Raw genomic sequence first — 25,224 nt, forward strand, 5'->3', positions numbered from 1 at the left:
CGTCCGACCCTTTCAAGATTTCCGAGCGCACGAGGAGCGCCCCATGACCGAACAGACCAATATCGTTGCCTGGATGGAAGCCGAGCGTGAGCGGCTGGAGCGCGAGGGCCTCTACCGCCAGGACGAGGAGCACGACAGCTGCGGCGTCGGCTTCGTCGCGGCGGTGGACGGCAAGCCCTCCCGCCGCGTGGTGACGGCCGCCATCGAGGCGCTGAAGGCGGTGTGGCACCGCGGCGCGGTGGACGCCGACGGCAAGACCGGCGACGGCGCGGGCATCCATCTGGAACTGCCGCGCGGCTTCTTCGAGGAGCACATCGAGAACACCGGCCACACCCCGCGCCCCGGCCACTTCGCCGTGGGCATGATCTTCCTGCCGCGCGGCAACATGAGCGATCAGGAAACCTGCCGCCAGATCGTCGAGAGCGAGATCATCGACTTCGGCTACGGCATCTACGGCTGGCGTCAGGTGCCGGTGGACACCTCGGTCATCGGCGCCAAGGCGGCGCTGTCGCGCCCGGAGATCGAGCAGATCCTCATCTACAATGACCGCGAGGACGAGGATCAGGCCACCTTCGAGCGCCAGCTCTATCTGATCCGCCGCCGCATCGAGAAGAAGATCGTCGCCGCCCAGATCAACGGCTTCTACATCTGCTCGCTGTCGAGCCGGTCGATCATCTACAAGGGCCTGTTCCTGGCGGAAGAGCTGTCCGTGTTCTACCCGGACCTGACGGACGACCGCTTCGTCTCGCGCTTCGCCATCTATCACCAGCGCTATTCCACCAACACCTTCCCGCAGTGGTGGCTGGCGCAGCCGTTCCGCATGGTCGCCCACAACGGCGAGATCAACACCATCCGCGGCAACACCAACTGGATGAAGTCCCACGAGATCCGCATGGCGAGCCTCGCCTTCGGCGAATACTCGGAGGACATCAAGCCGGTGATCCCCTCGGGCGCGTCCGACACGGCGGCGTTCGACGCGGTGTTCGAGGCCATCGTGCGCGCCGGCCGCGATGCGCCCACCGCCAAGCTGATGATGGTGCCGGAGGCATGGTCCAACAAGCCGTCCATGCCGGAGACCCACCAGCACATGTACGCCTTCTTCAACTCGGTGATGGAGCCGTGGGACGGTCCGGCCGCGCTCGCCATGACCGACGGCCGCTGGGTGCTGGGCGGCATGGACCGCAACGCCCTGCGCCCGATGCGCTACACCCTGACCACCGACGGCCTGCTGATCGCGGGCTCGGAAGCGGGCATGGTGCTGGTGCCGGAGAACGCGGTGAAGGAGAAGGGCCGCCTCGGGCCGGGCCAGATGATCGCCGTCGATCTGGACGAGGGCAAGCTCTACCGCGACCGCGACATCAAGGACCGCATCGCCTCCGAACAGCCCTACGCCGAGTGGGTGAAGGACTTCCGCACCATGCAGGATATCCTGCCCCAGGGCGCGAGCGAGCCGGCGCAGCTGGACCGCGACCAGCTCCGCCAGCGCCAGGTGGCGGCCGGCCTCACCCTTGAGGATCTGGAGCTGATCCTGCACCCGATGGTGGAGGACGCCAAGGAAGCCATCGGCTCCATGGGCGACGACACGCCGCTGGCGGTCATCTCCGACAACCCGCGCTGCCTCAGCCACTTCTTCCGCCAGAACTTCTCGCAGGTCACCAACCCGCCGATCGACAGTCTGCGCGAAGTGGGCGTGATGAGCCTCAAGACCCGCTTCGGCAACTTCGCCAACGTGCTGGACCGCGACGCGCGCCAGCCGGACGTGATGGTGCTGGACAGCCCGGTCGTCACCAACGGCGAGTGGGATGCGCTGCTGCGCCACTTCGGCGACGCCGCGCAGGTGATCGACTGCACCTTCCCGGCGGGCTCCGGCCCCGAGGGGCTGAAGGAGGCCATCGCCCGCATCCGCGCCGAGGCGGAACGCGCCGTGCGCTCGGGCAAGAGCCAGCTGTTCCTGACGGACGAGAACATCTCGAAGGACCGCGTCGCCCTGCCGATGATCCTGGCGGCGGCGGGCGTGCACACCAGCCTCGTCCGCAAGGGCCTGCGCACCTTCGCCTCCATCAACGTGCGCTCGGCCGAGTGCATGGACACCCACTATTTCGCCGTGCTCATCGGCGTCGGCTCCACCACGGTCAACGCCTGGCTGGCGCAGGAAGCCATCGCCGACCGTCACCGGCGCGGCCTGTTCGGCAGCCTGTCCTATGAGGAGTGCGTCGCCCGCTTCCGCAAGGCGGTGAACGACGGCCTGCTCAAGATCATGGCCAAGATGGGCATCGCGGTGATCTCGTCCTACCGCGGCGGCTACAACTTCGAGGCGGTGGGCCTGTCCCGCGCCCTCGTCGCCGAGTTCTTCCCCGGCATGCCGACGAAGATCTCGGGCATGGGCCTCACCTCCATCTACCGCAACGTGATGGAGAAGCACGAGAAGGCGTTCAACGACGACGTGGTTACCCTGCCGGTGGGCGGTCTCTACCGCTATCGCGCCGGGGGCGAGCTGCACGCCTATCAGGGCCAGCTCATCCACCTGCTGCAAACGGCGGTGGCGACGGACAGCTACCAGACCTACCTCCAGTTCTCGCGCGGCGTGCGCGATCTGCCGCCGGTGTCGCTCCGCGACCTCCTGGAGTTCAACTGGGCCCGGGACCCGCTGCCGATCGAGGAGGTGGAATCCATCACCGAGATCCGCAAGCGCTTCATCACCCCGGGCATGTCGCTGGGTGCGCTCTCGCCGGAAGCGCACGAGACGCTCACCATCGCCATGAACCGCATCGGCGCCAAGTCGGTGTCGGGCGAGGGCGGCGAGGACTCCATCCGCTACAAGCCCTACGCCAACGGCGACAACGCCAACTCGCCGATCAAGCAGGTGGCCTCGGGCCGCTTCGGCGTGACCGCCGAGTACCTGAACGCCTGCGAGGAGCTGGAAATCAAGGTGGCCCAGGGCGCCAAGCCCGGCGAGGGCGGCCAGCTGCCCGGCTTCAAGGTGACCGAGATGATCGCCCGCCTGCGCCACTCGACGCCGGGCGTCACCCTCATCTCGCCGCCGCCGCACCACGACATCTACTCGATCGAGGATCTGGCCCAGCTCATCTACGACCTGAAGCAGATCAACCCGGATGCCCGGGTGTGCGTGAAGCTGGTCTCCTCGGCGGGCATCGGCACCGTGGCGGCGGGCGTCGCCAAGGCGCACGCGGACGCCATCCTGGTCTCCGGCCACGTGGGCGGCACCGGCGCCTCGCCGCTCACCTCCATCAAGTACGCAGGCACACCGTGGGAGATGGGCCTGGCCGAGGTCAACCAGGTGCTCACCCTCAACGGCCTGCGCCACCGGGTGAAGCTGCGCACCGACGGCGGCCTCAAGACCGGCCGCGACATCGTCATCGCCGCCATCCTCGGTGCGGAGGAGTTCGGCATCGGCACCCTGTCGCTGGTGGCCATGGGCTGCATCATGGTGCGCCAGTGCCACTCCAACACCTGCCCGGTCGGCATCTGCGTGCAGGATGAGGCGCTGCGCAAGAAGTTCGAGGGCACGCCGGAGAAGGTGGTCAACCTGTTCAGCTTCATCGCCGAGGAAGTGCGCGAGATCCTCGCCAAGCTCGGCGTGCGCTCGCTGGACGAGGTGATCGGCCGCACCGAGCTGCTGCGCCAGATCAGCCGCGGCGCGGAGCACCTGGACGACCTGGACCTCAACCCGATCCTCGCCAAGGTGGACGCGCCGCAGGAGCTGCGCCGCTTCAACATCCCCACCCACCGCAACCCGGTGCCGGACAGCCTGGACGCCCGGATGCTGGCCGACGCGCAGGCGGTGTTCACCCGGGGCGAGAAGATGCAGCTCACCTACATGGCGCGGAACACCATGCGCGCCATCGGCACCCGCTTCTCGTCGGAGATCGTGCGCAAGTTCGGCATGACCGGCCTGCAACCGGGCCACGTCACCGTGCGCCTGCGCGGCACCTGCGGCCAGTCGCTGGGCGCGTTCGCGGTGCAGGGCCTGAAGCTGGAAGTGTTCGGCGACGCCAACGACTACGTGGGCAAGGGCCTCTCCGGCGCGACCATCGTGATCCGGCCCATGGTCTCGAGCCCGCTCGACACGCAGGACAACACCATCCTCGGCAACACCGCCCTCTACGGTGCCACCTCGGGCAAGCTGTTCGCTGCCGGCCAGGCGGGCGAGCGCTTCGCGGTCCGCAACTCGGGCGCAACCGTGGTGGTGGAAGGCTGCGGCGCCAACGGCTGCGAGTACATGACCGGCGGCACGGCGGTCATCCTCGGCGGCGTCGGCGACAACTTCGCGGCGGGCATGACCGGCGGCATGGCCTTCGTCTACGACCGCTTCGACGACTTCGAAGGCCGGGTGAACCCCGAATCGGTGGTCTACCAGCGGCTCGCCTCGGCCCACTGGGAAGGCGTGCTAAAGGCCCTCATCGAGGAGCACGTGGCCGAAACCGGCTCCCGCTGGGCGTCGGACCTGCTCCACAACTGGAAGACCGAACGCAACCGCTTCTGGCAGGTGTGCCCGAAGGAAATGGTCTCGCGCATCCCGCACCCGCTCTCCGACGCGCCGCAAAACGTCGCGCTCGGCGTGCCGGCGGAGTAAGGCCGGGCAACGTCAGGGCCCGCGAAGGTCTGGGGTATTGTTTGCCAGGAGGGTCGCGGACCCTCCTGGCGACCTCCCTTCTCTTTTCAAACGGACGTGTTTCCAGCGTGCGCTGGAGACACCTTCGGAAAAACGAAGGGGGTGCAGGGGACAGAGTCCCCTGCATTCCTCTATTGCGCGCCGCCGCGCGCGGGGGGCCAAGACCCCTCCAAAAACATCACCCCCGCAATACTTGCGCGCGCGCCCTTCACGTTCAGGAACCGGGCGGCTATGGTGGCGGCCCTATGTGGCGGATCTATCACTATACCCTGTGTCCATTCTCCCGGAAGGTTCGGCTGGCGCTCGCCGAGAAGGGCGTAAGCTTTGAACTTGTGGAGGAATTCCCGTGGCAGGGGCGCGATGCCTTTCTGGAGATGAACCCGGCGGGGCAGACGCCGGTCGCCGTCTGGAAGGACAACGAGTGCGTGCTGTGCGACTCGACCGCCATCATCGAGTATTTCGAGGAGACGGTGCGGGAAAACCCGCTCCTCGGCTCGGGTCCGCTGGAGCGGGCGGAGGTGCGGCGCGTCGTTGCCTGGTTCGACCAGAAGTTCTTCGCCGAGGTGGGCGTCATCCTGCTCCAGGAGCGCATGTACAACCGGCTGGTCACGCGCCAGCCGCCCAACACGCATCTCCTGCGGCAGGCGCATCAGGCCATCGAGACTCACCTTGATTATATCGAGTACCTGCTGGACCATCGCCGCTGGCTGGGCGGCGCAACCTTCAGTCTGGCCGATATGACCGCCGCCGCGCACCTCTCCGTGGTAGACTATCTGGGCGGCATCGATTGGAAGACGCACGATCAGGCGAAGCAATGGTACTCGGCGATCAAGTCCCGCCCGAGCTTCCGCCCGTTCCTCGGGGAGCGGATGCCCGGCCTGGTGCCGCCGAGCTATTACGAGAAGCTGGACTTCTGACCCGCACCCTCACCGAAGCCCTGAAGGCCGAGGCCCGCGCCATCGGCTTCGATGCGGTCGGCATCGCCCCCGCCGACGCCTGCCCGGAGGCCGGCGCCCGCCTGCGCGCGTTCGTGGCCGAAGGCCGCCACGGCGACATGCTGTGGATGGAAGAGCGGCTGGACCACCGCAGCAGCCCCCGGGGGCTGTGGCCCGAGGTGCGCTCGGTCATCATGCTGGGCATGTCCTACGCGCCCGCGCTCGACCCGCTGCGCCACGCACGGAACCCGGAGGTGGGCGTCGTCTCCGTCTACGCGCAAGGGGCAGACTACCACGACCTCATCAAGCGCCGCCTCAAGCAACTGGCCCGCTGGTTCGTCGAGCGCACCGGAAAGCTGGGGGATCAGGCGGACGTGAAGGTGTTCGTCGATACCGCCCCCGTCATGGAAAAGCCGCTCGCCGCCGCCGCGGGCCTCGGCTGGCAGGGCAAGCACACCAACCTCGTCTCGCGCCAGCACGGCAGCTGGCTGTTCCTGGGCGCCATCTACACGACGGCCGAGCTTGCCTGCGACCAGCCCCACGCCGACCGCTGCGGCAGCTGTTCCGCCTGCCAGACCGCCTGCCCGACACAGGCCTTCCCCGCGCCCTACCAGCTCGACGCCCGCCGCTGCATCTCCTACCTCACCATCGAGCACAAGGGCCTCATCCCCGCGGACTTCCGCAAGGCCATCGGCAACCGCATCTACGGCTGCGACGACTGCCTCGCCGTCTGCCCCTGGAACAAGTTCGCCCGAACCGCGCGCGAAATGGCCTTCGCCCCCCGCGCCGAACTGACCGCACCCGCCCTCGCCGACCTGCTCCAGCTCGACGACGCCGCCTTCCGCCAGATCTTCTCCGGCTCCCCCATCAAGCGCGTCGGACGCAACCGCTTCACCCGCAACGCCCTCATCGCCGCCGGAAACAGCGGCCAGCCCGCCCTCCTCAAACACATCCGCCCGCTGCTCGACGACCCCGAACCCGTCGTCCGCGCAACCGCCGTCTGGGCCTTCCGCCAACTGGCTTCCCCGGAGGCCGTTGACGCGGAACGATCCGCCCGCCTGCCCGGCGAGCCCGACCCGGACGTTGCTCGCGAGTGGGTGGCCTGAGGTTCTCAGGGATTTTGATCTGGAAGGTTTTTTGCAGGGGTCCTGGACCCCTGCACCCCCTTCGTTTTTCCGAAGGCGTCTCCAGCGCGCACTGGAAACACGTCCGTTTGAAAAGAGAGTGATTGGCCGCGTTTCCCGCGTGTGCACGGATAGCGAGGCCCGAAAAACGAACGGGAGTGCAGAGGGACCAAGTCCCTCTGCAAGAAAATCCTTATTCTCCAAAATACCTGACCCCAGGCACTGCTCACACCGCAGGCGGGTTGGTGTCTTCCAGTTCCCGGTCGCGGACGCGGCGGTTGATGCAGGCGCTGGCGTCGGCGTCGCGGCCATCGAACATGCGGGCTTCGGCGAAGGTGGCGACGGCGGGTGTGCCGTTGTCGCCGGGGTAGAAGTAGACGTCGAGGATGCAGGGGCCGCCGCCGAACTGGAGGTGGCGGGCGGCGCCTTCGGTGCGGTCGAGGCTGGCAGGGCCGAGCAGCTGGGTGACGGCTTCCGGGGATTTGCCGAGCACGTCTTCCGTGCCGAGCGGGCGGGGCTGGGGTGTGTCGGCCGGGCTCGGGTCTGGCGCGGGTGTTTGCGGCGCGGGTGTGGGCGCGGGGGCGGTTGCGGGCCGGCTGGAGGTGGCGGCGGGGGTGCAGGCGGAGGTTGCCATCAGCAGCGGGGCCAGCAGCAGGGGAGCCAGCAGCGGGAGCGGGAGCCTCGGCATAGCGGGTTGTCCGTGGTTGGGGTTGTCGGGTGAGGGTGGCGGGGGTTGTCGGGTCAGGCGATGGGTGTTCAGGGCAGGGGTTTCTCGCCCCTTGCGCCGTGGAAGGCGTGGGTGGCCATGGCGGCGCCCATCAGCGGCGCGAACAGGTTGACGAAGGGCACGAGGAACAGCGCGGTGGTGACGAGGCCCAGCCGCAGGATCAGCCAGCCGTTCTGGCGGCGGAAGTCCTCGCGGGTGTGGCGGTCGAGGTGGCGGATGGTCACCATCTCGATCAGGTCCCGCCCGAGCAGCGCGCTGTTGAGGGCGAGGAACAGCACCAGCGGGCCGACGGCGGTGAACAGCAGCACCACGTAGAGCGGCAGGGCGAGCAGGTTCCAGACGATCAGCCGCAGGAACGAGCGCACGCCGAGCCAGGCGTTCTCCGCGAGGCTGGGGTCGCGCGGGGCCCGGGCGGCGGGGTAGTGGCGGTCCTCCACCGCATCGACCACGCTGTCGAGGAACAGGGCCATGATGCCAGTGGCGACGGCGGGGAACAGGAACCAGAGCGCGGCGAACAGGCCGAGCACGGCCAGAACGCTGTCGATCCAGTCCCAGGTGCGGGCCAGCCACCGGGGCCAGGTGGCGGTGTCGAGGGAGGTCAGCGTCCAGTTCGCGCCCCAGAACAGCAGGCCGAACAGCACCAGCGCGAGGGCGGTTGCGCCGAAGAACACGCGCAGGAACCGCTTGTCGTGCAGCTGGGCGGCGGAAAGGGCGAGAGCGCGGAGCATCGTCCGGGAGAGTGGCGAACCATGCCGCGGCCGTCAACCATATGGCGGCTGTCACCCCTGGCGATCGGTGACCGGTTGCCTGGGCCGCGCCATGCCGTTACGCAAGGAGTCTGCACTGGCTGAGAGAACCGCGAAAGGACGAGCGTGACGGATCGCCTGCAAGTACTTGCTATCGGCAATGCCATCGTTGACGTGCTGGCCCGCACCGACGACGCGTTCCTGCATGAGAAGGGCATGGTGAAGGGCGCCATGCGCCTCATCGACGAGGCGGAGGCGGAGGAGATCTACGGCCAGATGGGCCCGGCGACCGAAGTCTCGGGCGGCGCGGCGGCCAACACGGCGGCGGGCCTTGCGGCCCTCGGCGCGCGTGTCGGCTTCATCGGCCGGGTGCGCAACGACCAGCTGGGCGAGGTCTTCACCCACGACATCCGCGCCCAGGGGGTGGAGTACCGGACGGCTCCCGCCACCGACGGTCTGGCGACGGCCCGCTGCTTCATCTTCATCACGCCCGATGGCCAGCGGACGATGAACACCTTCCTCGGCGCGTCCACCCGCCTGACCTCCGGCGACCTGACGCCGGACCAGATCGCCCGGGCGGACGTGATCTACGTGGAGGGCTACCTGTGGGATGCGCCGGAGGCCAAGCAGGCCATCCGCGACGCCATCGGCATGGCGAAGGCGGCGGGCAACCGGGTGGCCTTCACCCTGTCCGACAGCTTCTGCGTTGATCGCCACCGGGCGGAGTTCCTGGCGCTGGTGCGCGACCACGTGGACATCCTGTTCGCCAACGAGGCGGAGATCAAATCCCTCTACCAGACGGACGACGCCGGGGCCGCCGCCGCGCAGGCCGCGCGCGACTGCGCCATCGTCGCCGTCACCCGCTCCGAACACGGCGCCTGGGTGCTGGCGGGCAACGATCGCCACGCGGTCCCCGCCGTCCCCGGCGTCACGGTGGTCGACACCACCGGCGCGGGCGACCTGTTCGCCGCCGGCTTCCTCCACGGCCTCACCAGCGGACGCAGCCTCGCCGACTGCGGCACCCTCGGCTGCCTCTGCGCCGCCGAGATCATCAGCCACGTGGGCGCCCGCCCGGAAGCGGACCTGAAGGCGCTGGCAGCCGCGCATCTGGGGTAGTTTTCTTTGACCAGGTAAGTTTTTTAGCAGGGGACTCAGTCCCCTGCACCCCTGCGTTTTTCAGAAGGCGTCTCCAGCGCACGCTGGAACCACGTCCGTTTCAAAAGAGCATGATCGGGCCGCGTTTCCCGGGCGAGCGCCTGATGCGCGGCCCGAAAAACGAAAGGGGGTGCAGGGGGTTACAGACCCCCTGCAAGAAAATTCCCTGAACAACAAAATTCCCTGAAACGAAGAAGGCCGGTGTGTTGCCACACCGGCCTTTTCTGTTTGCCCTTGGGTGGCAGCGCGTCAGGCGGCGGGTTCGCTTGCCGAGGCGCCGTCGCGCAGCGGGCTGCGGCGGTAGCCGTAGAGGGCGTAGACCACGGCGCCGATGGCGACCCAGATGAAGAAGCGCTCGATGGTGTGCAGCGGCAGGCTGATGAACAGGTAGAGGCAGCCGATCACCGATGCCGGGCCGACGACCCAGACGGCCGGGCAGTGGAACGGCCGGTGGCGTTCGGGCTGGGTGTAGCGCAGCACGACGACGCCGATGGACACGCAGATGAAGGCGAACAGGGTGCCGGTGTTGGACAGTTCGGCGATTTCGTCCACGCGGAAGAAGCCGGCCACGGCCGAGACGAACACGCAGGTCATCATGGTGACGATGTGCGGCGTCTTGAAGCGCGGGTGCACCTGGGCGAAGAAGTCCGGCAGCATGCGGTCGCGGGCCATCACGAAGAAGATGCGGGTCTGGCCGAACAGCATCATCAGGATGACGGTGGGCATGGCGATGATCGCGGCGGCGCCGATCAGCTGGGCGGCGCTGTTGTAGCCCAGCACGCGCATCACGTGGGCGAGCGGCTCGGCGTTGCCGATCAGCTGCTGCCAGGGCATGGCGCCCACGGCGCCGGCGGTGACCAGCACGTAGAACAGGGTGCACACCACCAGCGAGCCGATGAGGCCGATGGGCACGTTGCGGTTGGGGTCCTTGGTTTCCTCGGCGGCGGTGGAGACGGCATCGAAGCCCACGTAGGCGAAGAAGATCAGGGCGGCGGCGGCCATCACGCCGGAGAAGCCGAGCGGCATGAACGGCTGGAAGTTGGCCGGTTCGATGTGCGGACCGGCAAGCACGATGAAGGCCACCAGCGCGACGATCTTGAGCGCCACCAGCACGGCGTTGACGAAGGCGCTCTCGCGGGTGCCGATGATGAGGAGGGCGCTCACCACCACGGTGATGAACACGGCGGGCAGGTTGATGATGCCGCCGGCGTGCGGGCCGACGGTGAGGACGTGGGGCAGGCCCATCCCGACGGAATTGAGGAAGCCCACCGCATAGCCCGACCACCCGACGGCCACGGCGGCGGCGGCCACGGCGTATTCGAGTATGAGGCACCACCCCACCAGCCAGGCGACGATCTCGCCGAGCACGGCGTAGGAGTAGGTGTAGGCGCTGCCGGCCACCGGCACCATGGCGGCCAGTTCGGAGTAGGCGAGGGCGGCGAAGCCGCACACCGTGCCCGCGATGATGAAGGACAGCATCAGACCCGGCCCGGCGCGTTCCGCGCCGACGGCCGTCAGCACGAAGATACCGGTGCCGATGATGGCCCCGATGCCGAGCATGGTAAGCTGGAATGCGCCGAGCGACCGATGCAGGCTCTTGCGGCCCGCACCCTCGATGATCTGCTCAAGCGGTTTGACCCGCCAGTTCATGATGTTCGTCTCCTCCCCCTTGAGGGCGTGTTGACTTTGTGGGTTTCGTGTCGCCCAAGCTAGCGAGGTGAGCCGCCCCGTAAAGTCATAAAATTTCAACGACGGCTCGGTTCGACCGAAAAGCTGGCGGAACTCCGCCATTTTTCCGGTTCGGAATGTCGCGGTGGGGCTGTCGGGTGGGGCCGCCGGGGCGCCTGTTGCAGCGCCTGCCGGCGTGCGCTCAGCCGATCTTGCGGGCGAGCATGGGGCCGAGCGGCGCGCCCGCGAAGATGTGCACGTGCAGGTGCGGCACTTCCTGGTGCGCGTTGACGCCGGCGTTGGCGAGGATGCGGTAGCCGCCCTCCACCAGGCCCAGTTCCTCGGCCACCTTGCCGACGGCGCGGAAGAACCCGGCCACCAGCGCGTCCGGGGCGTTGGCGGTGAAGTCCGCCATGGAGACGTATTCGCCCTTGGGGATCACCAGCACGTGGGTCGGGGCTTGCGGGTTGATGTCGTGGAAGGCGAGGGCGAACGTGTCCTCGTAGACCTTCTTGCAGGGGATCTCGCCGCGCAGGATCTTGGCGAAGACGTTGTTGGGATCGTAGGTCGAACGCGCGTCAACGGCCATGGCCTCACTCCTTTCGGTTGGCTTTCTCGACAAGTCCCGACGTGCCCTTGCGCCGCTCCAGCTCCGCCGCCACGTCGGCGGGGTCGATGCCGCAGTCGGCCCACAGCACGGCAAGGTGGAACAGCAGGTCGGCGGACTCGGCGATCACCGCCGCGCGGTCCTGCCCGACGGCGGCGAGGGCCGTCTCCAGCCCTTCCTCGCCCACCTTCTGCGCGATCTTGGCCCGGCCTCTGGCGTAGAGCCTGGCCACGTAGCTGCTGTCCGGGTCCGCTCCCTTGCGGGACAGCGCGGTGGCGTAAAGCTCGGCGAGGAAGTCGGGCGTCTGTGTCATGGGGTCAGTCTCACCGGAATGCCGCGGGAGGCCATGTGCGCCTTGGCCTCGGCGATGGTGTAGGTGCCGAAGTGGAAGATGGAGGCGGCGAGCACGGCATCGGCCCCGCCCTCCAGCACGCCATCGGCCAGGTGGTCGAGCGTGCCGACCCCGCCCGAGGCGATGACCGGCACCGGCACGGCGCTGGAGACGGCGCGCACCAGCGCATTGTCGAAGCCGCTGCGGGTGCCGTCCCGGTCCATGCTGGTCAGGAGGATCTCGCCGGCACCCAGCGAGGCCACCTGTCTGGCGAAGGCCACGGCGTCGATGCCGGTTTCCTTCCGGCCGCCGTGGGTGAAGATCTCCCAGTGGTCGCCGACGCGCTTGGCGTCCACCGCCACCACGATGCACTGGCTGCCGAACTGCTCGGCCAGCTCCTTCACCACCTCCGGCCGGTTGACGGCGGCGGTGTTGAGCGAAACCTTGTCCGCGCCCGCCAGCAGCAGGCGGCGCACGTCCTCGGCGGTGCGCACGCCGCCGCCCACGGTCAGCGGCATGAAGCAGGCTTCCGCCGTGCGGGCCACCACGTCGAGGAGCGTGCCCCGGTTTTCGGCGGAGGCGGTGATGTCGAGGAAGCACAGCTCGTCCGCGCCGGCGGCGTCGTAGACCTTGGCCTGCTCGACGGGATCGCCCGCGTCGATGAGGTCGACGAACTGCACGCCCTTGACGACGCGGCCGTCCTTCACGTCGAGGCAGGGGATGATGCGCTTGGTCAGCATGGCCTACGCCGCCTTCGCCCGTTCGAGGGCCTCTTCCAGCCGGAGGCGGCCGTCATAGATCGCCCGGCCGGTGATGACGCCCTCGATCCGGCCCTTCACGGTGCCGGCCGCCGCGATCAGCGCCTCGATGTCCTCGATGCCCGCCACGCCGCCCGAGGCGATGACGGGCAGGGACGTGGCCTCGGCGAGCTGCACCGTCGCCTCCAGGTTCACGCCCTTGAGCAGGCCGTCCCGGCCCACGTCGGTGAACAGCACGGCGGCAACGCCCGCGTCCTCGAAGCGGTGGGCCAGCTCGGCGATGGAGACGTCCGAGACGGCGGCCCAGCCGTCGGTCGCCACCATGCCGTCGCGGGCGTCCACCGCCACCACGATGCGGCCCGGGTAGCGGCCGGCGGCGTCCTTCACCAGCGCCGGGTTCTTGAGCGCGGCGGTGCCGATGACAACGCGCTCGACGCCCAGCCCCAGCCAGCGCTCGATGCCCGCCATGTCGCGGATGCCGCCGCCCACCTGGGTCTTGCCCGGGAAGGCACGCAGGATGGCCTCAACCGCCTGCGCGTTGACCGCGTGGCCCGCGAACGCGCCGTCCAGATCGACGATGTGCAGCCACTCGGCCCCGGCCCGGGCGAAGTCGGCGGCGGGCAGGGCGGGGTCGTCGGCGAACACGGTCGCCTGGTCCATCAGCCCCTCGCGCAGGCGGACGACCTGGCCGCCCTTGAGGTCGATGGCGGGGAAGATGCGGAAGTTCGATACGCTCATGGACGCCACTCCAGAAAGGCACGCAGGAGGCCAAGGCCGTAGCCCTGGCTCTTTTCAGGATGGAACTGGGTGCCGATGATGGTGTCCCGGCTCACCAGCGCCGTCACGGGTCCGCCATAGTCGGTGCGGCCGAGCACGTGGGCGTCGTCCGCGGCGCGGAAGTGATAGCTGTGCACGAAATAGGCATAGCCCCCGTCCGGCAGCTTGCCGAACACCGGGTGACGGCGGCCCTCCTCGGTGAGGGTCACCGTGTTCCAGCCCATGTGCGGAATCTTGAGGGCCGGGTCGGCGGGCGCGAGCGGCTCCACGTCGCCCGGAATCCAGCCGAGGCCCCGGTGTTCGCCGTGCTCCAGCCCCCGGCTCGCCAGCAGCTGCATGCCGACGCAGATGCCGAAGAACGGGCGGCCGCGCGTCAGCACGGCCTGCTCCAGCGCCTCCACCAGGCCCGGCACGGCGCGCAGGGCCGCCGAGCACTGGCCGTAGGCGCCCACGCCCGGCAGCACGATGCGGTCCGCGGCCGCGATGTCCTCCGGCGCGCCGGAGACAGTCACCCGGGTGTCCAGCCCCAGGTCGCCCGCGGCGCGCTCGAACGCCTTGGCGGCGGAGCGCAGGTTGCCGGAGCCGTAATCGATGAGAACGAGGGTTTCGGCCACGCGCCCGCTACTCCTGCTCCGGGGTTACAGAGTGCCGCCCAGCGTGCCCTTGGTGGAGGGTACGCTGTCCGCCTTGCGCGGGTCGATGGTAACGGCCGTGCGCAGCGCCCGCGCCAGCGCCTTGTAGCTGCTCTCGATGATGTGGTGGTTGTTGACGCCGTAGAGGTTTTCCACGTGCAGCGTGATGCCCGCCGCGAACGCGAACGCCTGGAACCACTCGCGGAACAGCTCGGTGTCGAATTCGCCGAGCTTGTCGCGGGTGAACTCCACCTTCCACACCAGATAGGGGCGGCCGGAGATGTCCAGCGCCACCCGGGTCAGCGTCTCGTCCATGGGGATGAGCGCGTCGCCGTAGCGGGTGATGCCCTTGAGGTCGCCCAGCGCCCTGGCCACGGCCTGGCCGATGGCGATGCCCGTGTCCTCCACCGTGTGGTGGAAATCGATGTGGGTGTCGCCGTTGGCCTCCACCGTCAGGTCGATGAGCGAGTGGCGGGAGAGCTGCTCCAGCATGTGGTCGAGGAAACCGATTCCGGTAGAGACCTGATAGTGGCCGGTGCCATCCAGGTTCACCGTCACCTTGATCTGGGTTTCGTTCGTCTTGCGCTCGAGTGTTGCTGTCCGCATGGCCTTGCTCCCTTGTGCGCGGCTATAACCGCTCCCGGGCGAGACTCCAAATCTTTTGGCGGTCCTGTTTCTCCGCTCTATGTATCGGGCGCGCACCGGCGTTGCCGCCCCTGCCGCCGCGGCGGTCAGGCTTGCCGGGACGCAGCCCTTTTCAGGCCCGGATGCAGTTCCCATATCGCGGACTGAGCGGCCTGTTGGGGCGTTTCGCAACTGGTCCCGGTTGTTCGCCGTCATTCGTTGTTCGAAGCCATTCAAGGAGTTTGTCTTGTCCCAGCCCAGTCCGTTTGATGCGTCGCAGTGGCACGGAACCACGATTCTGGCCGTGCGCAAGGGGAACACGGTGGTGATCGCCGGCGACGGGCAGGTGTCGCTCGGGCAGACGGTCATCAAGAGCAACGCGCGCAAGGTGCGCCGCATCGGCGACGGCTCGGTGATCGCCGGGTTCGCGGGCGCGACGGCAGACGCCTTCACCCTGTTCGAGCGGCTGGAGCAGAAGCTGGAGCGCTTCCCCGGTCAGCTGACCCGCGCCGCCGTCGAGCTGGCGAAGGACTGGCGCACCGACCGCTACCTGCGCCGCCTGGAGGCGATGATGGCGGTGGCGGACAAGAGCGTGAGCCTGGTCATCACCGGCAACGGCGACGTGCTGGAGCCCTCGGACAACATCATCGGCATCGGCTCCGGCGGCAACTATGCGCTGGCCGCCGCCCGCGCCCTCATCGATACGGACATGGACGCCGAGGCCATCGTCCGCAAGGCCATGGCCATTGCGGCGGATATCTGCGTCTACACCAACAACAACCTGACCATTGAAAAGATTGAAGGCTAGTCATGTACGAGTCCCAGAATCCGGCCCAACCCGGGAGCAACGGCAGCGCCATGGCGGGGTCGGCGGAGGCGCGCGCCATGGCGGAGCTGACGCCGAGGCAGATCGTCGCCGAGCTGGACCGCTATATCATCGGCCAGCAGGAGGCGAAGAAGGCGGTGGCCATCGCCCTGCGCAACCGCTGGCGGCGTCAGCAGCTGCCCGCCGAGCTGCGTGACGAGGTTTCTCCCAAGAACATCCTGATGATCGGGCCGACCGGCTGCGGCAAGACCGAGATCAGCCGCCGTCTCGCCAAGCTGGCCAACGCGCCGTTCCTCAAGATCGAGGCCACCAAGTTCACCGAGGTGGGCTACGTGGGCCGCGATGTGGACTCGATCGTGCGCGATCTGGTGGAGGAGGCCATCCGCCTCGTCAAGGAAACCCGCCGGGCCGGGGTGCGCGAGGCCGCCGAGAAGGCCGCCGAGGAGCGGCTGCTCGACGCCCTTGTCGGCAAGGACGCCTCCAGCGCCACCCGCGAGCGCTTCCGCGAGATGGGCCGCAACGGCCAGCTCGGCGACAAGGAAGTGGAGATCGAGGTGGTCGATACCGGCGGCATGCCCACCTTCGACATCCCCGGCGTGCCCGGGGCCTCCGTCGGCATGATCAACATCGGCGACATGCTGGGCAAGGCGCTGGGCCCGCGCACCAAGCGGCGCAAGATGACGGTCGATCAGGCGTGGGACGTGCTGGTGGCCGAGGAATCGGACAAGCGGCTGGACCAGGAGGAAATCACCCGCGAGGCCATCCGCGCCACCGAGCAGAACGGCATCGTCTTCCTCGACGAGGTGGACAAGATCGCCGTCTCCAACGTGCAGGGCGGCTCGGTCTCCCGCGAGGGCGTGCAGCGCGACCTGTTGCCGCTGATCGAGGGCACCACCATCGCCACCAAGTACGGCCCGGTGAAGACGGACCACATCCTGTTCATCGCCAGCGGCGCGTTCCACGTGGCCAAGCCGTCGGACCTGCTGCCCGAACTCCAGGGCCGCCTGCCCATCCGCGTCGAGCTGAAGGGGCTGACCAAGGACGACTTCCGCCGCATCCTCACCGAGCCCACCAACTCGCTCATCCGTCAGTACCGCGAGCTGCTGGCCACAGAACAGGTGACGCTCGACTTCACCGACGACGGCATCGACGCCATCGCCCGCATCGCCTACGAGGTGAACGAAACGGTGGAGAACATCGGCGCCCGCCGCCTCCAGACGGTCATGGAACGCCTGCTGGAGGACATCAGCTTCGAGGCGACCGAAAAGCCCGGCGAGACCATCACCATCGACGGCGCCTACGTCGAGCGCCAGCTCTCCGGCCTCGCCAAGAACACCGACCTCAGCCGGTTCATCCTGTAGGGCGCTTGCCGGCTTCGCCTTTCATCGCAGGAGGGGCTTGCCCCTCCTGCACCTCCCTTTCATTGAAAGGGCCGCGTGAGGCACGGGGGTATGTTGAGTTGCAAGTAAGTGAGATTGGCGTGATGGTTGGTGTGAATTAAATCGGAATTTTATCTTCTCCAGCTTCCAGTAATCTTAGCTCATACGCCCATACGAAACTTGAGTATCCGTCAACTTGCAGTTGACTCTCTTCTGTAGAATCGGTTACACCATTAGTGCCATAAAGAGCATATCGGTTGAGCGTCATCTGGCATATTGGCTCAACCGTGTCGGATGGCAGGTTGGCCAGGGACCTGTGCGTGTGACACTTCGGGTGGTTTCCGACCCTTAAAGCTAAGGAAACGCTGCTAACACGCCGCAATAAAAGCCGCCCAAGGGCGGCTTTTATTTTAAAGTACCAACCAGAATGCCTTTTCCTGATCGGCCGACATAGGCAGTGACAACTCTCCAGTGTGGATTTGGGGTAAGGTAATATTCTAAAATACAATTGCCTGCGCCTAGGCGAATTGTGTTTATTCTTGTCTTTCTGTAATTTCCGCCCTCAAAATGTAAATTCACCTTTGGTTGGAGCACGTGGGCAACGAAACGAGGCACCTCCTCGAGGGTTGTCCAACCTTTCTGGGTCAACTCTTTTTGATGCTCTGCCCATATATGAACAGCACCGTAACCTCTGTTTGGGCCAGTGTGTTGTCCAAGAAGCAGGTGAATGTGACCTTCTTCGGTGTTTAGGTCTTTTCTTTTTAATGCTGGAACTGTGTCGAATATGACATCATTCGTTAATGGATTGATTAAAAACATGAGGAATATAGAAGTATTAATATAGAATACTTCGACTATAGCGTCATGTCGAATTCCTCGTCAACGGTGATGTCGTCCAACAGATGATATCCTGGGTTTTATACCACCCAATCAAAGCTTGAATGATAAGGCGGGAGTGGGTGTTGTATGTCATGAGTAATGATCAAGATTGAAGCACTTTTCGCCTCAATCAGGTGTATGAACGTCATTTAAAATCATGATACGGGCAGTTTCTCGGGGCTGCGTTGTTGACGTCACAAGACAATTTAGACACCACGCAGAGAAATGGTGATGCTCCTTCATCTGCTGGCCTTAACGCAGAGCAGCTCCTGATAGCCTCCTGTTTTGGCTCCCTCCCTACTCCCCCCGGTCGCCGCGCACCCGGCGCAGGATGGCGTAGAACGCGCCCATGCCGCCGTGGCGCTGATGGGCCGGGCGCAGGGCGGAGACGTAGGGGCGCAGGCCCGGCTCGTCGAGCCAGCGGGGCAGTTCTTCCTTGAGGATGCCGCGCGGGGTCTCGGGCCAGGGGGTGGTGGAGCGGCCCTTGCCGGTGACGATCAGCACCACCCGGGCGCGGCGTTCCCAGGCCTGGCGGAGGCGGCGTTCCAGCAGTTTGTAGGCGGCTTCGCGGGTGTAGCCGTGCAGGTCGACGACAAGGTCGGGCAGCACTTCGCCGGTGCGGATCTTGCGGTCCCACACGGCGTCGAGCGTGGCCTCGGTGACCGAGACGTCGGCGAGGTGGCGGGCGACGGCGGGCATCACCGGCTCGGCGCGCGGCCCCTTGGGCGGGCGCACGCGCGGCAGGGCGGGGGCGCTGGGCCGGTTGCCGAGCGGGCGCACCTGCGCGGCCACCTGTTCCCACAGCGCCGCTTCCTCCGGGCGCAGTTCGCGGGGCTTGCGCGGGGCTTTGTCCTGTTTGCCGACCTGCGCCGTCAAGGCCTCCCACGCCGCCTTTTCGTCCGGGCGCAGGCGGCGGGTCATGACGCGGCGGCGTTCCGGGCCGGGGCCGCAGCCGGAGCCGAGGCGATCGGGCGCGGCGGGGTGGCGAGTGCCCGCTCCACCGCCGGTTTGGGCAGCAGCAGGGTGGTGATGCCGCGCCAGGAGAGGCCGCCGGCGATGAGCGCGGCGCGCTCGCCCGCGCCCCAGAACAGGTCCAGCCGGTTTGCACCCTTGATGGCGCCGCCCGTGTCCTGCGCCACCATCAGCTTGGCGATCGGCAGCTGCTGCTGGTGGTTCTGCGGGTTGGGGTAGGCGGATTGCAGCCACAGCGGCGTGCCGAGCGGGATGAAGCGCGGGTCGGCGGCGACGGAGGTCTCCGGCGTCAGGGCGACGCCCATGGCGCCGAGCGGGCCGTCGCCGGTCAGCTCGCGGAAGAACACGAAGGAGCGGTTCTCGCGCATGATCTCCCGTGCCTTCGCCGGGTTGGCCCGCGCCCACTGGATGATGCCCTGCATGGTGGCCTGACCCGGCTGGAGCAGGCCCAGGTCGAGCAGGCGGCGGCCCATGCCCACGTACTGGTGGCCGTTCTGGCCGTCGTAGCCCACCCGCATGATGGAGCCGTCCGGCAGCCTGATGCGGCCCGATCCCTGGATGTGGAGGAAGAACGCTTCGTAGGGGTCCTTGACCCATGCCACTTCGAGGCCGCGGTTCTTGAGGGCGCCGTCCTCGATCTGGCCCCGGTCGTAGTAGGGGACGAGGCGGCTCGACTCCACCCGGCCCGCGATGCGCTGGCCGCGCAGGGAGACGCGGAACGCGCCCAGGTCCACGTCCACCAGCTCGGGCGGGCGCTTGTAGAGCGGCACGGAATACTCAACCGACCACGTGCGCGACCCCGCCAGTTCCGGCTCGTAGTAGCCGGTGTTGAGGCCGGTGCCGTCCCCCACCTGGAGGGTGGCAAACTGGGTTTCGAAGAAGCGGCGGGCCTCGGCGCTGGTGTCGGGCGTGGTGCGGGCGGCGGCGCAGGCCGCGCTCCAGTCGCCCGGCTGGGTGAGGCCGGAGATGTCCTGGCGCTTCTCCAGCGCGCGGCACGACTTGCGGAAGGCGATCAGCGCCGGCAGCGGGTCGGCCTGCTGCCAGCCGGGCAGCCGGGCGACTTCCGGGCCCCGGCTGCGCGGCAGCTCGGCCGCGCTCAGCGCTTCGGGCGCGGGCTCGCCGGGCTTGGGCTGAACCGGCGCGGGCGCGGGCGTGGGCGCGGGGGCCGGTGCAGGCTCGGGCGCCGGGGTGACCGGTTGTTTCGGGGTCGGGGTGCAGGCTGCGAGAACAGACAGGCTCACCGAGACGGCAATCGCCGTCCAATACGCTTTCGATGTCATGGGGTCAGGCAGCCGTATCGGTTGCGGTCAACAGCCAGTTGGGGTCCGGCGAGCGGGTATGGCGGCTGAAGGTCCATATGTCGTGGGTCTTGACCGCGTCGGTTTCCGAGCCGGCGATCACCTTGCCGTCCCGGTCCCGGGTCACGGCGGCGAGCGTTGCGTCGAAGCGCACCGTCACTTCCGCCATGGCGCCGGAGAGGGTGGCTTCCACCAGCGCGGCGCGGTCGATGCTGATGAGGCGGTTGTCGAGCGTCAGCCCCTCGGCCTTGCGGGCGTCGATGGCGCGGCGGAACTGGTCGAGCACGTGGTCGGCGATGAACGGCTTCACCGAGTCGAGGTCGTCGTTCCAGAAGGCCTCGAGGATCATGCGGTAGGCCGAGCGCGCCCCTTCCATGAAGTTGCGGGCATCGAACTGGCCGTCGGCCTCGGCGATCTGTTGCAGCCCCTCGCGGGTCTGGGGCGAGACGTCGGAGGGCAGGTGCAGCACGGTGCCGCGCGTATCGCCCTGGCCGCCGGCCTCGCCGTTGCGGCCGGAGGCATCCGAGCCCGCAACGCCATCGGTTGCCGGCTTTTCGTTGCCTGTGCGGCGGCCCAGCACGCTGACCAGCCGCAGTGCCACGAACCCGGCCAGCATTGCCAGGAAGACGATCTCGATGATTTGCGTGCTGTCAGACATTCGATCCGGCCCGGTTTCCACTCGCTAAAACGCTCATCCCACCAATTGATACCATAGCAACGGCGCAACGGACGGTCCATCTTTACACAAACTTTCAGTTAGGCGTTTCCGGCGACGCTGCAAGCCGTGCTTGGCGCATTCCCGGCACGGGGAAGCGCATTTTCCGGCTTCAGGCTGCGGGCGGAGCGCTTTGGCGGTGGCATTCGTTCTCTGCGGCGGGCAGAGGGGTGGCGCACTTGCTTCCCTTCGGCGGGCCATGCTAACGCCGGGGGCTGGACTGGCACGATTCGATAAAGCACAGACAAGAAAAGGTTATCCATGGCCGAGAATCAGCAAGACACCGCCGAGGCCACCACGGGCGCCGACGCTGCCCCGCAGGTTGGCATCATTGCCCAGTATGTGAAGGATCTCTCCTTCGAGAATCCGAACGCGCCGCACTCGCTGCAGAATGCCGCCGCGACCCAGCCGCGCATCGAGGTCAACGTGAACGTGGGCGTGCGCCGCATGGGCGAGGACGCCTACGAGGTGGACCTGCGCATCGAGGCGATTGCCCGTCAGGAGGCCCAGAAGGCGTTCCAGGTCGAGCTGCTCTACTCGGGCCTGTTCGCGCTGAAGAACGTGCCGGAGGAGGCGCTGGAGCCGTTCCTGCTGGTAGAAGCGCCGCGCATGCTCTTCCCGTTCGCGCGCCGCATCATCGCCGACAGCACCCGCGACGGCGGCTTCCCGCCGCTGCTGCTCGATCCCATCGACTTTGCCGCCCTCTACCTGCAGCAGCGTCAGCAGCAGGGCCCGGGCGCCGACCTCACGTCGGGCGATGTGGCCGGCAACGCCTGACGTCGGGCGTGATCGTGGCTGAAACGGGCGGTTCGGACCGGGGCCAATGACCCTGATCCGGGCCGCCAGTCTTATCGGGGGGCTGACACTGGTCAGCCGGCTTCTCGGCTTTGCGCGCGAGATGGTGATGGCGCGCCTGCTCGGGGCGGGCCTCGCGGCGGACGCCTTCAACCTGGCCTTCCGCCTGCCCAACATCTTCCGCCGCCTGTTCGCGGAAGGCGCGCTCTCCGCCGCCTTCGTGCCCCTGTTCAACCGGGAGAAGGCGGACGGCGGGCTGGACGCCGCCCGGCGCTTCGCCGAGGAGATTTTCTCCCTCCTCCTGCCGCTCATGCTGCTGGTGACGGCGCTGGCCGAGGCGGCCATGCCCGGCCTTGTCTGGCTGCTCAACGGCGGCGGCGGCTTCCGGGAGGTGCCGGGCAAGTTCGAGCTGGCGGTCACGCTGTCGCGCCTTGCCTTCCCCTACCTGTTCTTCATTGCGCTGACCGCGCTGCTGGGCGGCGTCCTCAACAGCCTCAGCCGCTTCGCCGCCGCCGCCGCCGCACCGGTGCTGCTCAACGTGGCGCTGCTCCTCGCCATGGCGGCGACATCCGGGGAGGGAGGCGCCGGGGAGGGAAGCGCCGGGGCCGAGATCCTCACCGCCACCGCGCTGGCCTGGGCCGTCTCCCTCGCCGGGCTGCTGCAATTCCTGTGGCTGCTGTGGGCCTGCCGCCGCGCCGGAATCCGGCTGCGCCTCCGGCGGCCCCGCTTCGGCCCCCGGGTGCGCCAGTTCGGGCGCACGGTGGTGCCGGCGGCGGTGGGCGCGGGCATCTACCAGCTGGGCCAGCTCATCGACATCGTCTTTGCCAGCCACCTGCCGCAGGGCGCCCTCAGCTACCTCAGCTATGCCGACCGGCTGAACCAGTTGCCGCTGGGCGTTGTCGGCATCGCGCTCGGCACGGCGCTGCTGCCCGCGCTCTCCCGCCATGTCGCCGAAGGAGATGCGGTGAAGGCGGCCAGCCTCCAGAACCGGGCGGCGGAGGTGGCGCTGTTCCTCGCGCTGCCCGCCATGGCGGCGCTGATGGTGATGAGCGGGCCGCTGGCCACCGCCTTCTATCTGGGCGGGCGCTTCGGGGCGGAGGACGCCGCCTGGACCGCCGCCGTGCTCGCCGGGCTGGCGGCGGGCTTGCCCGCCTATGTGCTCGTCAAGGTGCTCACCCCCGGCTTTTTCGCGCGCGGAGACACGGCAACGCCGGTCAAGACGGCGCTTGCCGCCATGGTGCTGAACGTCGCGGCGATCCTCCTGCTCATCGACCGCTTCCAGGTGGCGGCGCTCGCCTGGGCGACGGCCGCCTCCGCCTGGGCCAACGGCGCGCTGCTCTATGCCGTGCTGCGCCGCCAGGGCGCGTTCCGCTTCGATCGCCGCTTCCTGCGGCGCACGCTGGGCGCGGCGGCGGCCTCCGCCGTGATGGCGGCGGCGCTGGCGGCGCTCCTTCGCCTCTCCCCGCTGCGCTTCGACGGCACCGCGCCCGAGCGGGTGGCGGCGGTGGCGGCGGCGGTGGCGGCGGGCGGGGTGGTCTATTTTGCCGCCGCTGCCCTGTTCGGCGCGTTGCCCCTCGGCGAATTGCGAGCCCGTCTGCGGCGCGCGGGCGATTGACCGCACCGCCCTGAGTGCTATGACCCGGCACGGTTGAAGTGCGCCGTTCGGGCCGGAAGGCGGCCGGGCGGCAGGCGACAGGAACGAAAGCCATGACCAAGCGCGTGTTCTCCGGCATCCAGCCCACCGGCAATCTGCATCTCGGCAACTATCTGGGAGCGATTCGGAACTGGGTGCGCTGGCAGGACGAAGCCCCGTGCATCTTCTCCGTGGTCGACCTGCACGCCATTACCGTGCGCCAGAACCCGGCCGAGCTGCGGGCCCAGACCCGCGAGATGGCGGCGGCGATCCTGGCGGCGGGCGTTGATCCGGCGAAGGCGGTGCTGTTCAACCAGAGCGCGGTCCGGGCCCATGCCGAGCTGTGCTGGGTGCTGAACTGCGTCGCGCGCATCGGCTGGCTCAACCGCATGACCCAGTTCAAGGAGAAGGCGGGCAAGGACCGCGAGGGCGCGAGCGTCGGCCTCTACGTCTACCCCGTGCTCCAGGCGGCGGACATTCTCGTCTACCTCGCCACCCACGTGCCGGTGGGCGAGGACCAGAAGCAGCACATCGAGCTGGCCCGCGACATCGCGCAGAAGTTCAACAACGACTACGAGACCGAGCTGTTCGTGCTGCCCGAGCCGGTCATCACCGGCCCGGCGACGCGCGTCATGAGCCTGCGCGACGGCACCAAGAAGATGAGCAAGTCCGACCCCTCGGACATGAGCCGCATCAACCTCACCGACACGGCGGACGACATCGTCAGCAAGATCAAGAAGGCCAAGACCGACCCCGAGGTGCTGCCGGAATCCGTCGAGGGGCTGGAAGGCCGCCCCGAGGCGCAGAATCTGGTGGGCATCTACGCCGCGCTGGCCGAGACCACGCCCCAGGCGGTGCTGGCCGAGTTCGCGGGCAAGGGCTTCGGCGTGTTCAAGCCCGCGCTGGCGGAGCTGACCGTCTCCCGCCTCGCCCCCATCGCCACCCGCTTCCGGGAGCTGCTGGCCGACCCGGCCTATGTGGACTCGGTGCTGCGCGAGGGCGCGGAGAAGGCGGACGCCATCGCCCGCCCGGTGCTGGACAAGGTCTACGATACGGTTGGTTTCCTGCGTCCGTAAGGCGTAGCAGGGGGGCAACGGCCGCGCCTGGCTCAAGCCGGGCGCGTCTGCGCCTCTGTTCGGCTTAAAATATTGTTCTTCTAAAACAATCCCTTTGCGCTTGATCGGCGGGAGGGGCACAATACCTTTCGTGCGCTGCGGACGACGACCGGGATATGGCCCGAGCGCCATCACCGCAGTGGTTTGCGCTTGTTCAGACGGGGTTCACCCCCTGCTCCTTACCGTGGATTGCGGGAAGCCCCGAAACGAACGCGCCTGAAATGCGAGATGGGCCTTGGGAGTAAGGTTTATGCCCCATATCGGTAAGGTTGTTGCTGGCGTGATGCTGCTGTTCCTGGCGGCCTGTGCCAGCCAGATCAAAACGGACGTGGCCCGGTTCCACCGGATGCCCGCGCCGCAGGGCGAATCCTTCCGCGTTGTGGCGATGGATCCGAAGAAGCAGGACAGCCTGGAGTTCGCCACCTACGCCGAATACGTCGCGGCCGAGATGGTGAAGCAGGGCTACACCCGCGCGCAGGATGCGGGCTCCGCCACGCTGGAGGTGCGGGTGGACTATGCCGTCTCCCCCGGTCAGGAGAAGATCGCCACCCGGCCCGGCACCTCGATTGCTCCCTACTACTACAGCTGGCATCGCCGGGTGTTCTACCCCTGGGGTTGGGGCGCCTATGATCCCTTCTGGGGCGGTCCGTTCACCGAGCCCGAGATCTATTCCTACACCGTCTACACCCGGAGCATGACCATGGACATCGTGCGCCCGGGCGCCGAGGGCGGGAATACGGTGCCGCTGTTCGAGGGCCGCGTGGTGTCGGTGGGCAAGGACAATCGCCTGCCCGAAGTGATGCCCTATCTGGTTCAGGCCATGTTTACCGATTTCCCGGGAACCTCGGGCGTCACCAAGCAGGTGAAGATCGACCTGCCGAGCAAGTAAATTTTA

Annotated in this window: 22 protein-coding genes; 10 read left to right on the forward strand and 12 right to left on the reverse strand. The window is 67.8% G+C overall.

Annotated features, from left to right (window positions below; genetic code table 11):
- The first annotated feature begins 43 nt into the window (after positions 1 to 43).
- The 3 genes from gltB to queG all read left to right on the forward strand — a co-directional run bounded on the left by gltB (position 44) and on the right by queG (position 6,674).
- The gene (gltB, locus tag ACSJJU_RS05205) at positions 44 to 4,594 is read left to right on the forward strand and encodes a glutamate synthase large subunit (RefSeq protein WP_435914154.1); all 4,551 of its coding nucleotides are present in this window, start codon (positions 44 to 46) and stop codon (positions 4,592 to 4,594) included.
- 284 nt (positions 4,595 to 4,878) lie between these two features.
- On the forward strand, positions 4,879 to 5,550 hold the full coding sequence (locus ACSJJU_RS05210) for a glutathione S-transferase family protein (protein ID WP_435914155.1): 672 nt from the start codon (positions 4,879 to 4,881) through the stop codon (positions 5,548 to 5,550).
- Positions 5,448 to 6,674 carry a tRNA epoxyqueuosine(34) reductase QueG gene (gene queG / locus ACSJJU_RS05215; protein ID WP_435914156.1) on the forward strand — a complete coding sequence of 409 codons (1,227 nt, stop codon included), beginning with the start codon at positions 5,448 to 5,450 and terminating at the stop codon, positions 6,672 to 6,674. Before ACSJJU_RS05210 ends, queG begins: the two co-directional genes overlap by 103 nt.
- 244 nt (positions 6,675 to 6,918) lie before the next feature.
- Here queG and ACSJJU_RS05220 read toward each other — a convergent pair whose 3' ends face one another.
- Positions 6,919 to 7,380, reverse strand: coding sequence for a hypothetical protein (locus tag ACSJJU_RS05220; protein WP_435914157.1), 462 nt, complete (start codon positions 7,378 to 7,380; stop codon positions 6,919 to 6,921).
- A 68-nt stretch (positions 7,381 to 7,448) separates the two neighbouring features.
- A complete protein-coding gene (locus ACSJJU_RS05225; RefSeq protein WP_435914158.1) occupies positions 7,449 to 8,147 on the reverse strand; it encodes an EI24 domain-containing protein in 699 nt (232 codons plus the stop codon).
- 144 nt (positions 8,148 to 8,291) lie between these two features.
- Between ACSJJU_RS05225 and ACSJJU_RS05230 the strand changes: the two genes are divergently transcribed.
- Positions 8,292 to 9,281 carry an adenosine kinase gene (locus ACSJJU_RS05230; RefSeq protein WP_435914159.1) on the forward strand — a complete coding sequence of 330 codons (990 nt, stop codon included), beginning with the start codon at positions 8,292 to 8,294 and terminating at the stop codon, positions 9,279 to 9,281.
- 288 nt (positions 9,282 to 9,569) lie between these two features.
- Here ACSJJU_RS05230 and ACSJJU_RS05235 read toward each other — a convergent pair whose 3' ends face one another.
- The 7 genes from ACSJJU_RS05235 to hisB form a co-directional block, all read right to left on the reverse strand.
- Positions 9,570 to 10,973 (reverse strand): amino acid permease, encoded by a 1,404-nt coding sequence (locus ACSJJU_RS05235; protein WP_435914386.1) that lies wholly within the window; start codon positions 10,971 to 10,973, stop codon positions 9,570 to 9,572.
- A gap of 217 nt (positions 10,974 to 11,190) precedes the next feature.
- Positions 11,191 to 11,577 carry a histidine triad nucleotide-binding protein gene (locus tag ACSJJU_RS05240; protein ID WP_435914161.1) on the reverse strand — a complete coding sequence of 129 codons (387 nt, stop codon included), beginning with the start codon at positions 11,575 to 11,577 and terminating at the stop codon, positions 11,191 to 11,193.
- Positions 11,578 to 11,581: 4 nt separating this feature from the next.
- Positions 11,582 to 11,908 carry a phosphoribosyl-ATP diphosphatase gene (locus ACSJJU_RS05245; RefSeq protein WP_435914162.1) on the reverse strand — a complete coding sequence of 109 codons (327 nt, stop codon included), beginning with the start codon at positions 11,906 to 11,908 and terminating at the stop codon, positions 11,582 to 11,584.
- Entirely contained in the window at positions 11,905 to 12,666 is a 762-nt protein-coding gene (gene hisF / locus ACSJJU_RS05250; RefSeq protein WP_435914164.1) for an imidazole glycerol phosphate synthase subunit HisF, read from the reverse strand. Before hisF ends, ACSJJU_RS05245 begins: the two co-directional genes overlap by 4 nt.
- A 3-nt stretch (positions 12,667 to 12,669) precedes the next feature.
- Entirely contained in the window at positions 12,670 to 13,422 is a 753-nt protein-coding gene (gene hisA / locus ACSJJU_RS05255) for a 1-(5-phosphoribosyl)-5-[(5-phosphoribosylamino)methylideneamino]imidazole-4-carboxamide isomerase (protein ID WP_435914165.1), read from the reverse strand.
- Positions 13,419 to 14,075, reverse strand: a complete 657-nt coding sequence (gene hisH, locus ACSJJU_RS05260; protein ID WP_435914166.1) for an imidazole glycerol phosphate synthase subunit HisH — start codon at positions 14,073 to 14,075, stop codon at positions 13,419 to 13,421. The genes hisA and hisH overlap by 4 nt, the downstream gene beginning before the upstream one ends.
- Before the next feature lie 24 nt (positions 14,076 to 14,099).
- A complete protein-coding gene (gene hisB, locus ACSJJU_RS05265) occupies positions 14,100 to 14,699 on the reverse strand; it encodes an imidazoleglycerol-phosphate dehydratase HisB (RefSeq protein ID WP_435914167.1) in 600 nt (199 codons plus the stop codon).
- A 265-nt stretch (positions 14,700 to 14,964) separates the two neighbouring features.
- Between hisB and hslV the strand changes: the two genes are divergently transcribed.
- Together hslV and hslU are read left to right on the forward strand one after the other, a co-directional pair.
- Positions 14,965 to 15,525, forward strand: coding sequence for an ATP-dependent protease subunit HslV (gene hslV, locus ACSJJU_RS05270; RefSeq protein WP_435914168.1), 561 nt, complete (start codon positions 14,965 to 14,967; stop codon positions 15,523 to 15,525).
- A 77-nt stretch (positions 15,526 to 15,602) separates the two neighbouring features.
- The gene (gene hslU / locus ACSJJU_RS05275; RefSeq protein ID WP_435914387.1) at positions 15,603 to 16,904 is read left to right on the forward strand and encodes an ATP-dependent protease ATPase subunit HslU; all 1,302 of its coding nucleotides are present in this window, start codon (positions 15,603 to 15,605) and stop codon (positions 16,902 to 16,904) included.
- A gap of 1,194 nt (positions 16,905 to 18,098) precedes the next feature.
- Here hslU and ACSJJU_RS05280 read toward each other — a convergent pair.
- The 3 genes from ACSJJU_RS05280 to ACSJJU_RS05290 are packed head-to-tail and all read right to left on the reverse strand — an operon-like array spanning position 18,099 to position 20,729.
- The gene (locus tag ACSJJU_RS05280; RefSeq protein WP_435914170.1) at positions 18,099 to 18,722 is read right to left on the reverse strand and encodes a Smr/MutS family protein; all 624 of its coding nucleotides are present in this window, start codon (positions 18,720 to 18,722) and stop codon (positions 18,099 to 18,101) included.
- Positions 18,719 to 20,053 (reverse strand): murein transglycosylase A, encoded by a 1,335-nt coding sequence (mltA, locus tag ACSJJU_RS05285; protein WP_435914171.1) that lies wholly within the window; start codon positions 20,051 to 20,053, stop codon positions 18,719 to 18,721. The genes ACSJJU_RS05280 and mltA overlap by 4 nt, the downstream gene beginning before the upstream one ends.
- A 4-nt stretch (positions 20,054 to 20,057) precedes the next feature.
- Positions 20,058 to 20,729, reverse strand: a complete 672-nt coding sequence (locus ACSJJU_RS05290) for a Tim44/TimA family putative adaptor protein (RefSeq protein ID WP_435914172.1) — start codon at positions 20,727 to 20,729, stop codon at positions 20,058 to 20,060.
- Positions 20,730 to 21,047: 318 nt separating this feature from the next.
- Between ACSJJU_RS05290 and secB the strand changes: the two genes are divergently transcribed.
- From secB to ACSJJU_RS05310, 4 genes are all read left to right on the forward strand, one after another.
- Positions 21,048 to 21,563 (forward strand): protein-export chaperone SecB, encoded by a 516-nt coding sequence (gene secB / locus ACSJJU_RS05295; RefSeq protein WP_435914173.1) that lies wholly within the window; start codon positions 21,048 to 21,050, stop codon positions 21,561 to 21,563.
- A 46-nt stretch (positions 21,564 to 21,609) separates the two neighbouring features.
- Complete coding sequence (gene murJ / locus ACSJJU_RS05300) at positions 21,610 to 23,196, forward strand: murein biosynthesis integral membrane protein MurJ (protein WP_435914174.1); 1,587 nt, start codon at positions 21,610 to 21,612, stop codon at positions 23,194 to 23,196.
- Between the two features lie 92 nt (positions 23,197 to 23,288).
- On the forward strand, positions 23,289 to 24,290 hold the full coding sequence (gene trpS, locus ACSJJU_RS05305; protein WP_435914175.1) for a tryptophan--tRNA ligase: 1,002 nt from the start codon (positions 23,289 to 23,291) through the stop codon (positions 24,288 to 24,290).
- A 289-nt stretch (positions 24,291 to 24,579) separates the two neighbouring features.
- A complete protein-coding gene (locus tag ACSJJU_RS05310) occupies positions 24,580 to 25,218 on the forward strand; it encodes a DUF4136 domain-containing protein (RefSeq protein ID WP_435914176.1) in 639 nt (212 codons plus the stop codon).
- Positions 25,219 to 25,224: the final 6 nt, after the last annotated feature.

The sequence above is a fragment of the Pedomonas sp. V897 genome (genome assembly GCF_051304405.1).
Lineage (GTDB): Bacteria > Pseudomonadota > Alphaproteobacteria > Sphingomonadales > Sphingomonadaceae > Pedomonas.

What these genes read in the sequence shown, in the direction of transcription:
- secB (WP_435914173.1), top strand. Translation starts at nt 21,048, where the DNA reads ATGGCCGAGAATCAGCAAGACACCGCCGAGGCCACCACGGGCGCCGAC.
- ACSJJU_RS05220 (WP_435914157.1), bottom strand. Translation starts at nt 7,380, where the DNA reads ATGCCGAGGCTCCCGCTCCCGCTGCTGGCTCCCCTGCTGCTGGCCCCG.
- ACSJJU_RS05310 (WP_435914176.1), top strand. Translation starts at nt 24,580, where the DNA reads ATGCCCCATATCGGTAAGGTTGTTGCTGGCGTGATGCTGCTGTTCCTG.
- gltB (WP_435914154.1), top strand. Translation starts at nt 44, where the DNA reads ATGACCGAACAGACCAATATCGTTGCCTGGATGGAAGCCGAGCGTGAG.
- ACSJJU_RS05280 (WP_435914170.1), bottom strand. Translation starts at nt 18,722, where the DNA reads ATGACCCGCCGCCTGCGCCCGGACGAAAAGGCGGCGTGGGAGGCCTTG.
- ACSJJU_RS05290 (WP_435914172.1), bottom strand. Translation starts at nt 20,729, where the DNA reads ATGTCTGACAGCACGCAAATCATCGAGATCGTCTTCCTGGCAATGCTG.
- hisB (WP_435914167.1), bottom strand. Translation starts at nt 14,699, where the DNA reads ATGCGGACAGCAACACTCGAGCGCAAGACGAACGAAACCCAGATCAAG.
- murJ (WP_435914174.1), top strand. Translation starts at nt 21,610, where the DNA reads ATGACCCTGATCCGGGCCGCCAGTCTTATCGGGGGGCTGACACTGGTC.
- trpS (WP_435914175.1), top strand. Translation starts at nt 23,289, where the DNA reads ATGACCAAGCGCGTGTTCTCCGGCATCCAGCCCACCGGCAATCTGCAT.
- hisA (WP_435914165.1), bottom strand. Translation starts at nt 13,422, where the DNA reads ATGAGCGTATCGAACTTCCGCATCTTCCCCGCCATCGACCTCAAGGGC.
- ACSJJU_RS05245 (WP_435914162.1), bottom strand. Translation starts at nt 11,908, where the DNA reads ATGACACAGACGCCCGACTTCCTCGCCGAGCTTTACGCCACCGCGCTG.
- hslU (WP_435914387.1), top strand. Translation starts at nt 15,603, where the DNA reads ATGGCGGAGCTGACGCCGAGGCAGATCGTCGCCGAGCTGGACCGCTAT.
- hisF (WP_435914164.1), bottom strand. Translation starts at nt 12,666, where the DNA reads ATGCTGACCAAGCGCATCATCCCCTGCCTCGACGTGAAGGACGGCCGC.
- queG (WP_435914156.1), top strand. Translation starts at nt 5,448, where the DNA reads ATGGTACTCGGCGATCAAGTCCCGCCCGAGCTTCCGCCCGTTCCTCGG.
- ACSJJU_RS05240 (WP_435914161.1), bottom strand. Translation starts at nt 11,577, where the DNA reads ATGGCCGTTGACGCGCGTTCGACCTACGATCCCAACAACGTCTTCGCC.
- ACSJJU_RS05225 (WP_435914158.1), bottom strand. Translation starts at nt 8,147, where the DNA reads ATGCTCCGCGCTCTCGCCCTTTCCGCCGCCCAGCTGCACGACAAGCGG.
- ACSJJU_RS05210 (WP_435914155.1), top strand. Translation starts at nt 4,879, where the DNA reads ATGTGGCGGATCTATCACTATACCCTGTGTCCATTCTCCCGGAAGGTT.
- mltA (WP_435914171.1), bottom strand. Translation starts at nt 20,053, where the DNA reads ATGACATCGAAAGCGTATTGGACGGCGATTGCCGTCTCGGTGAGCCTG.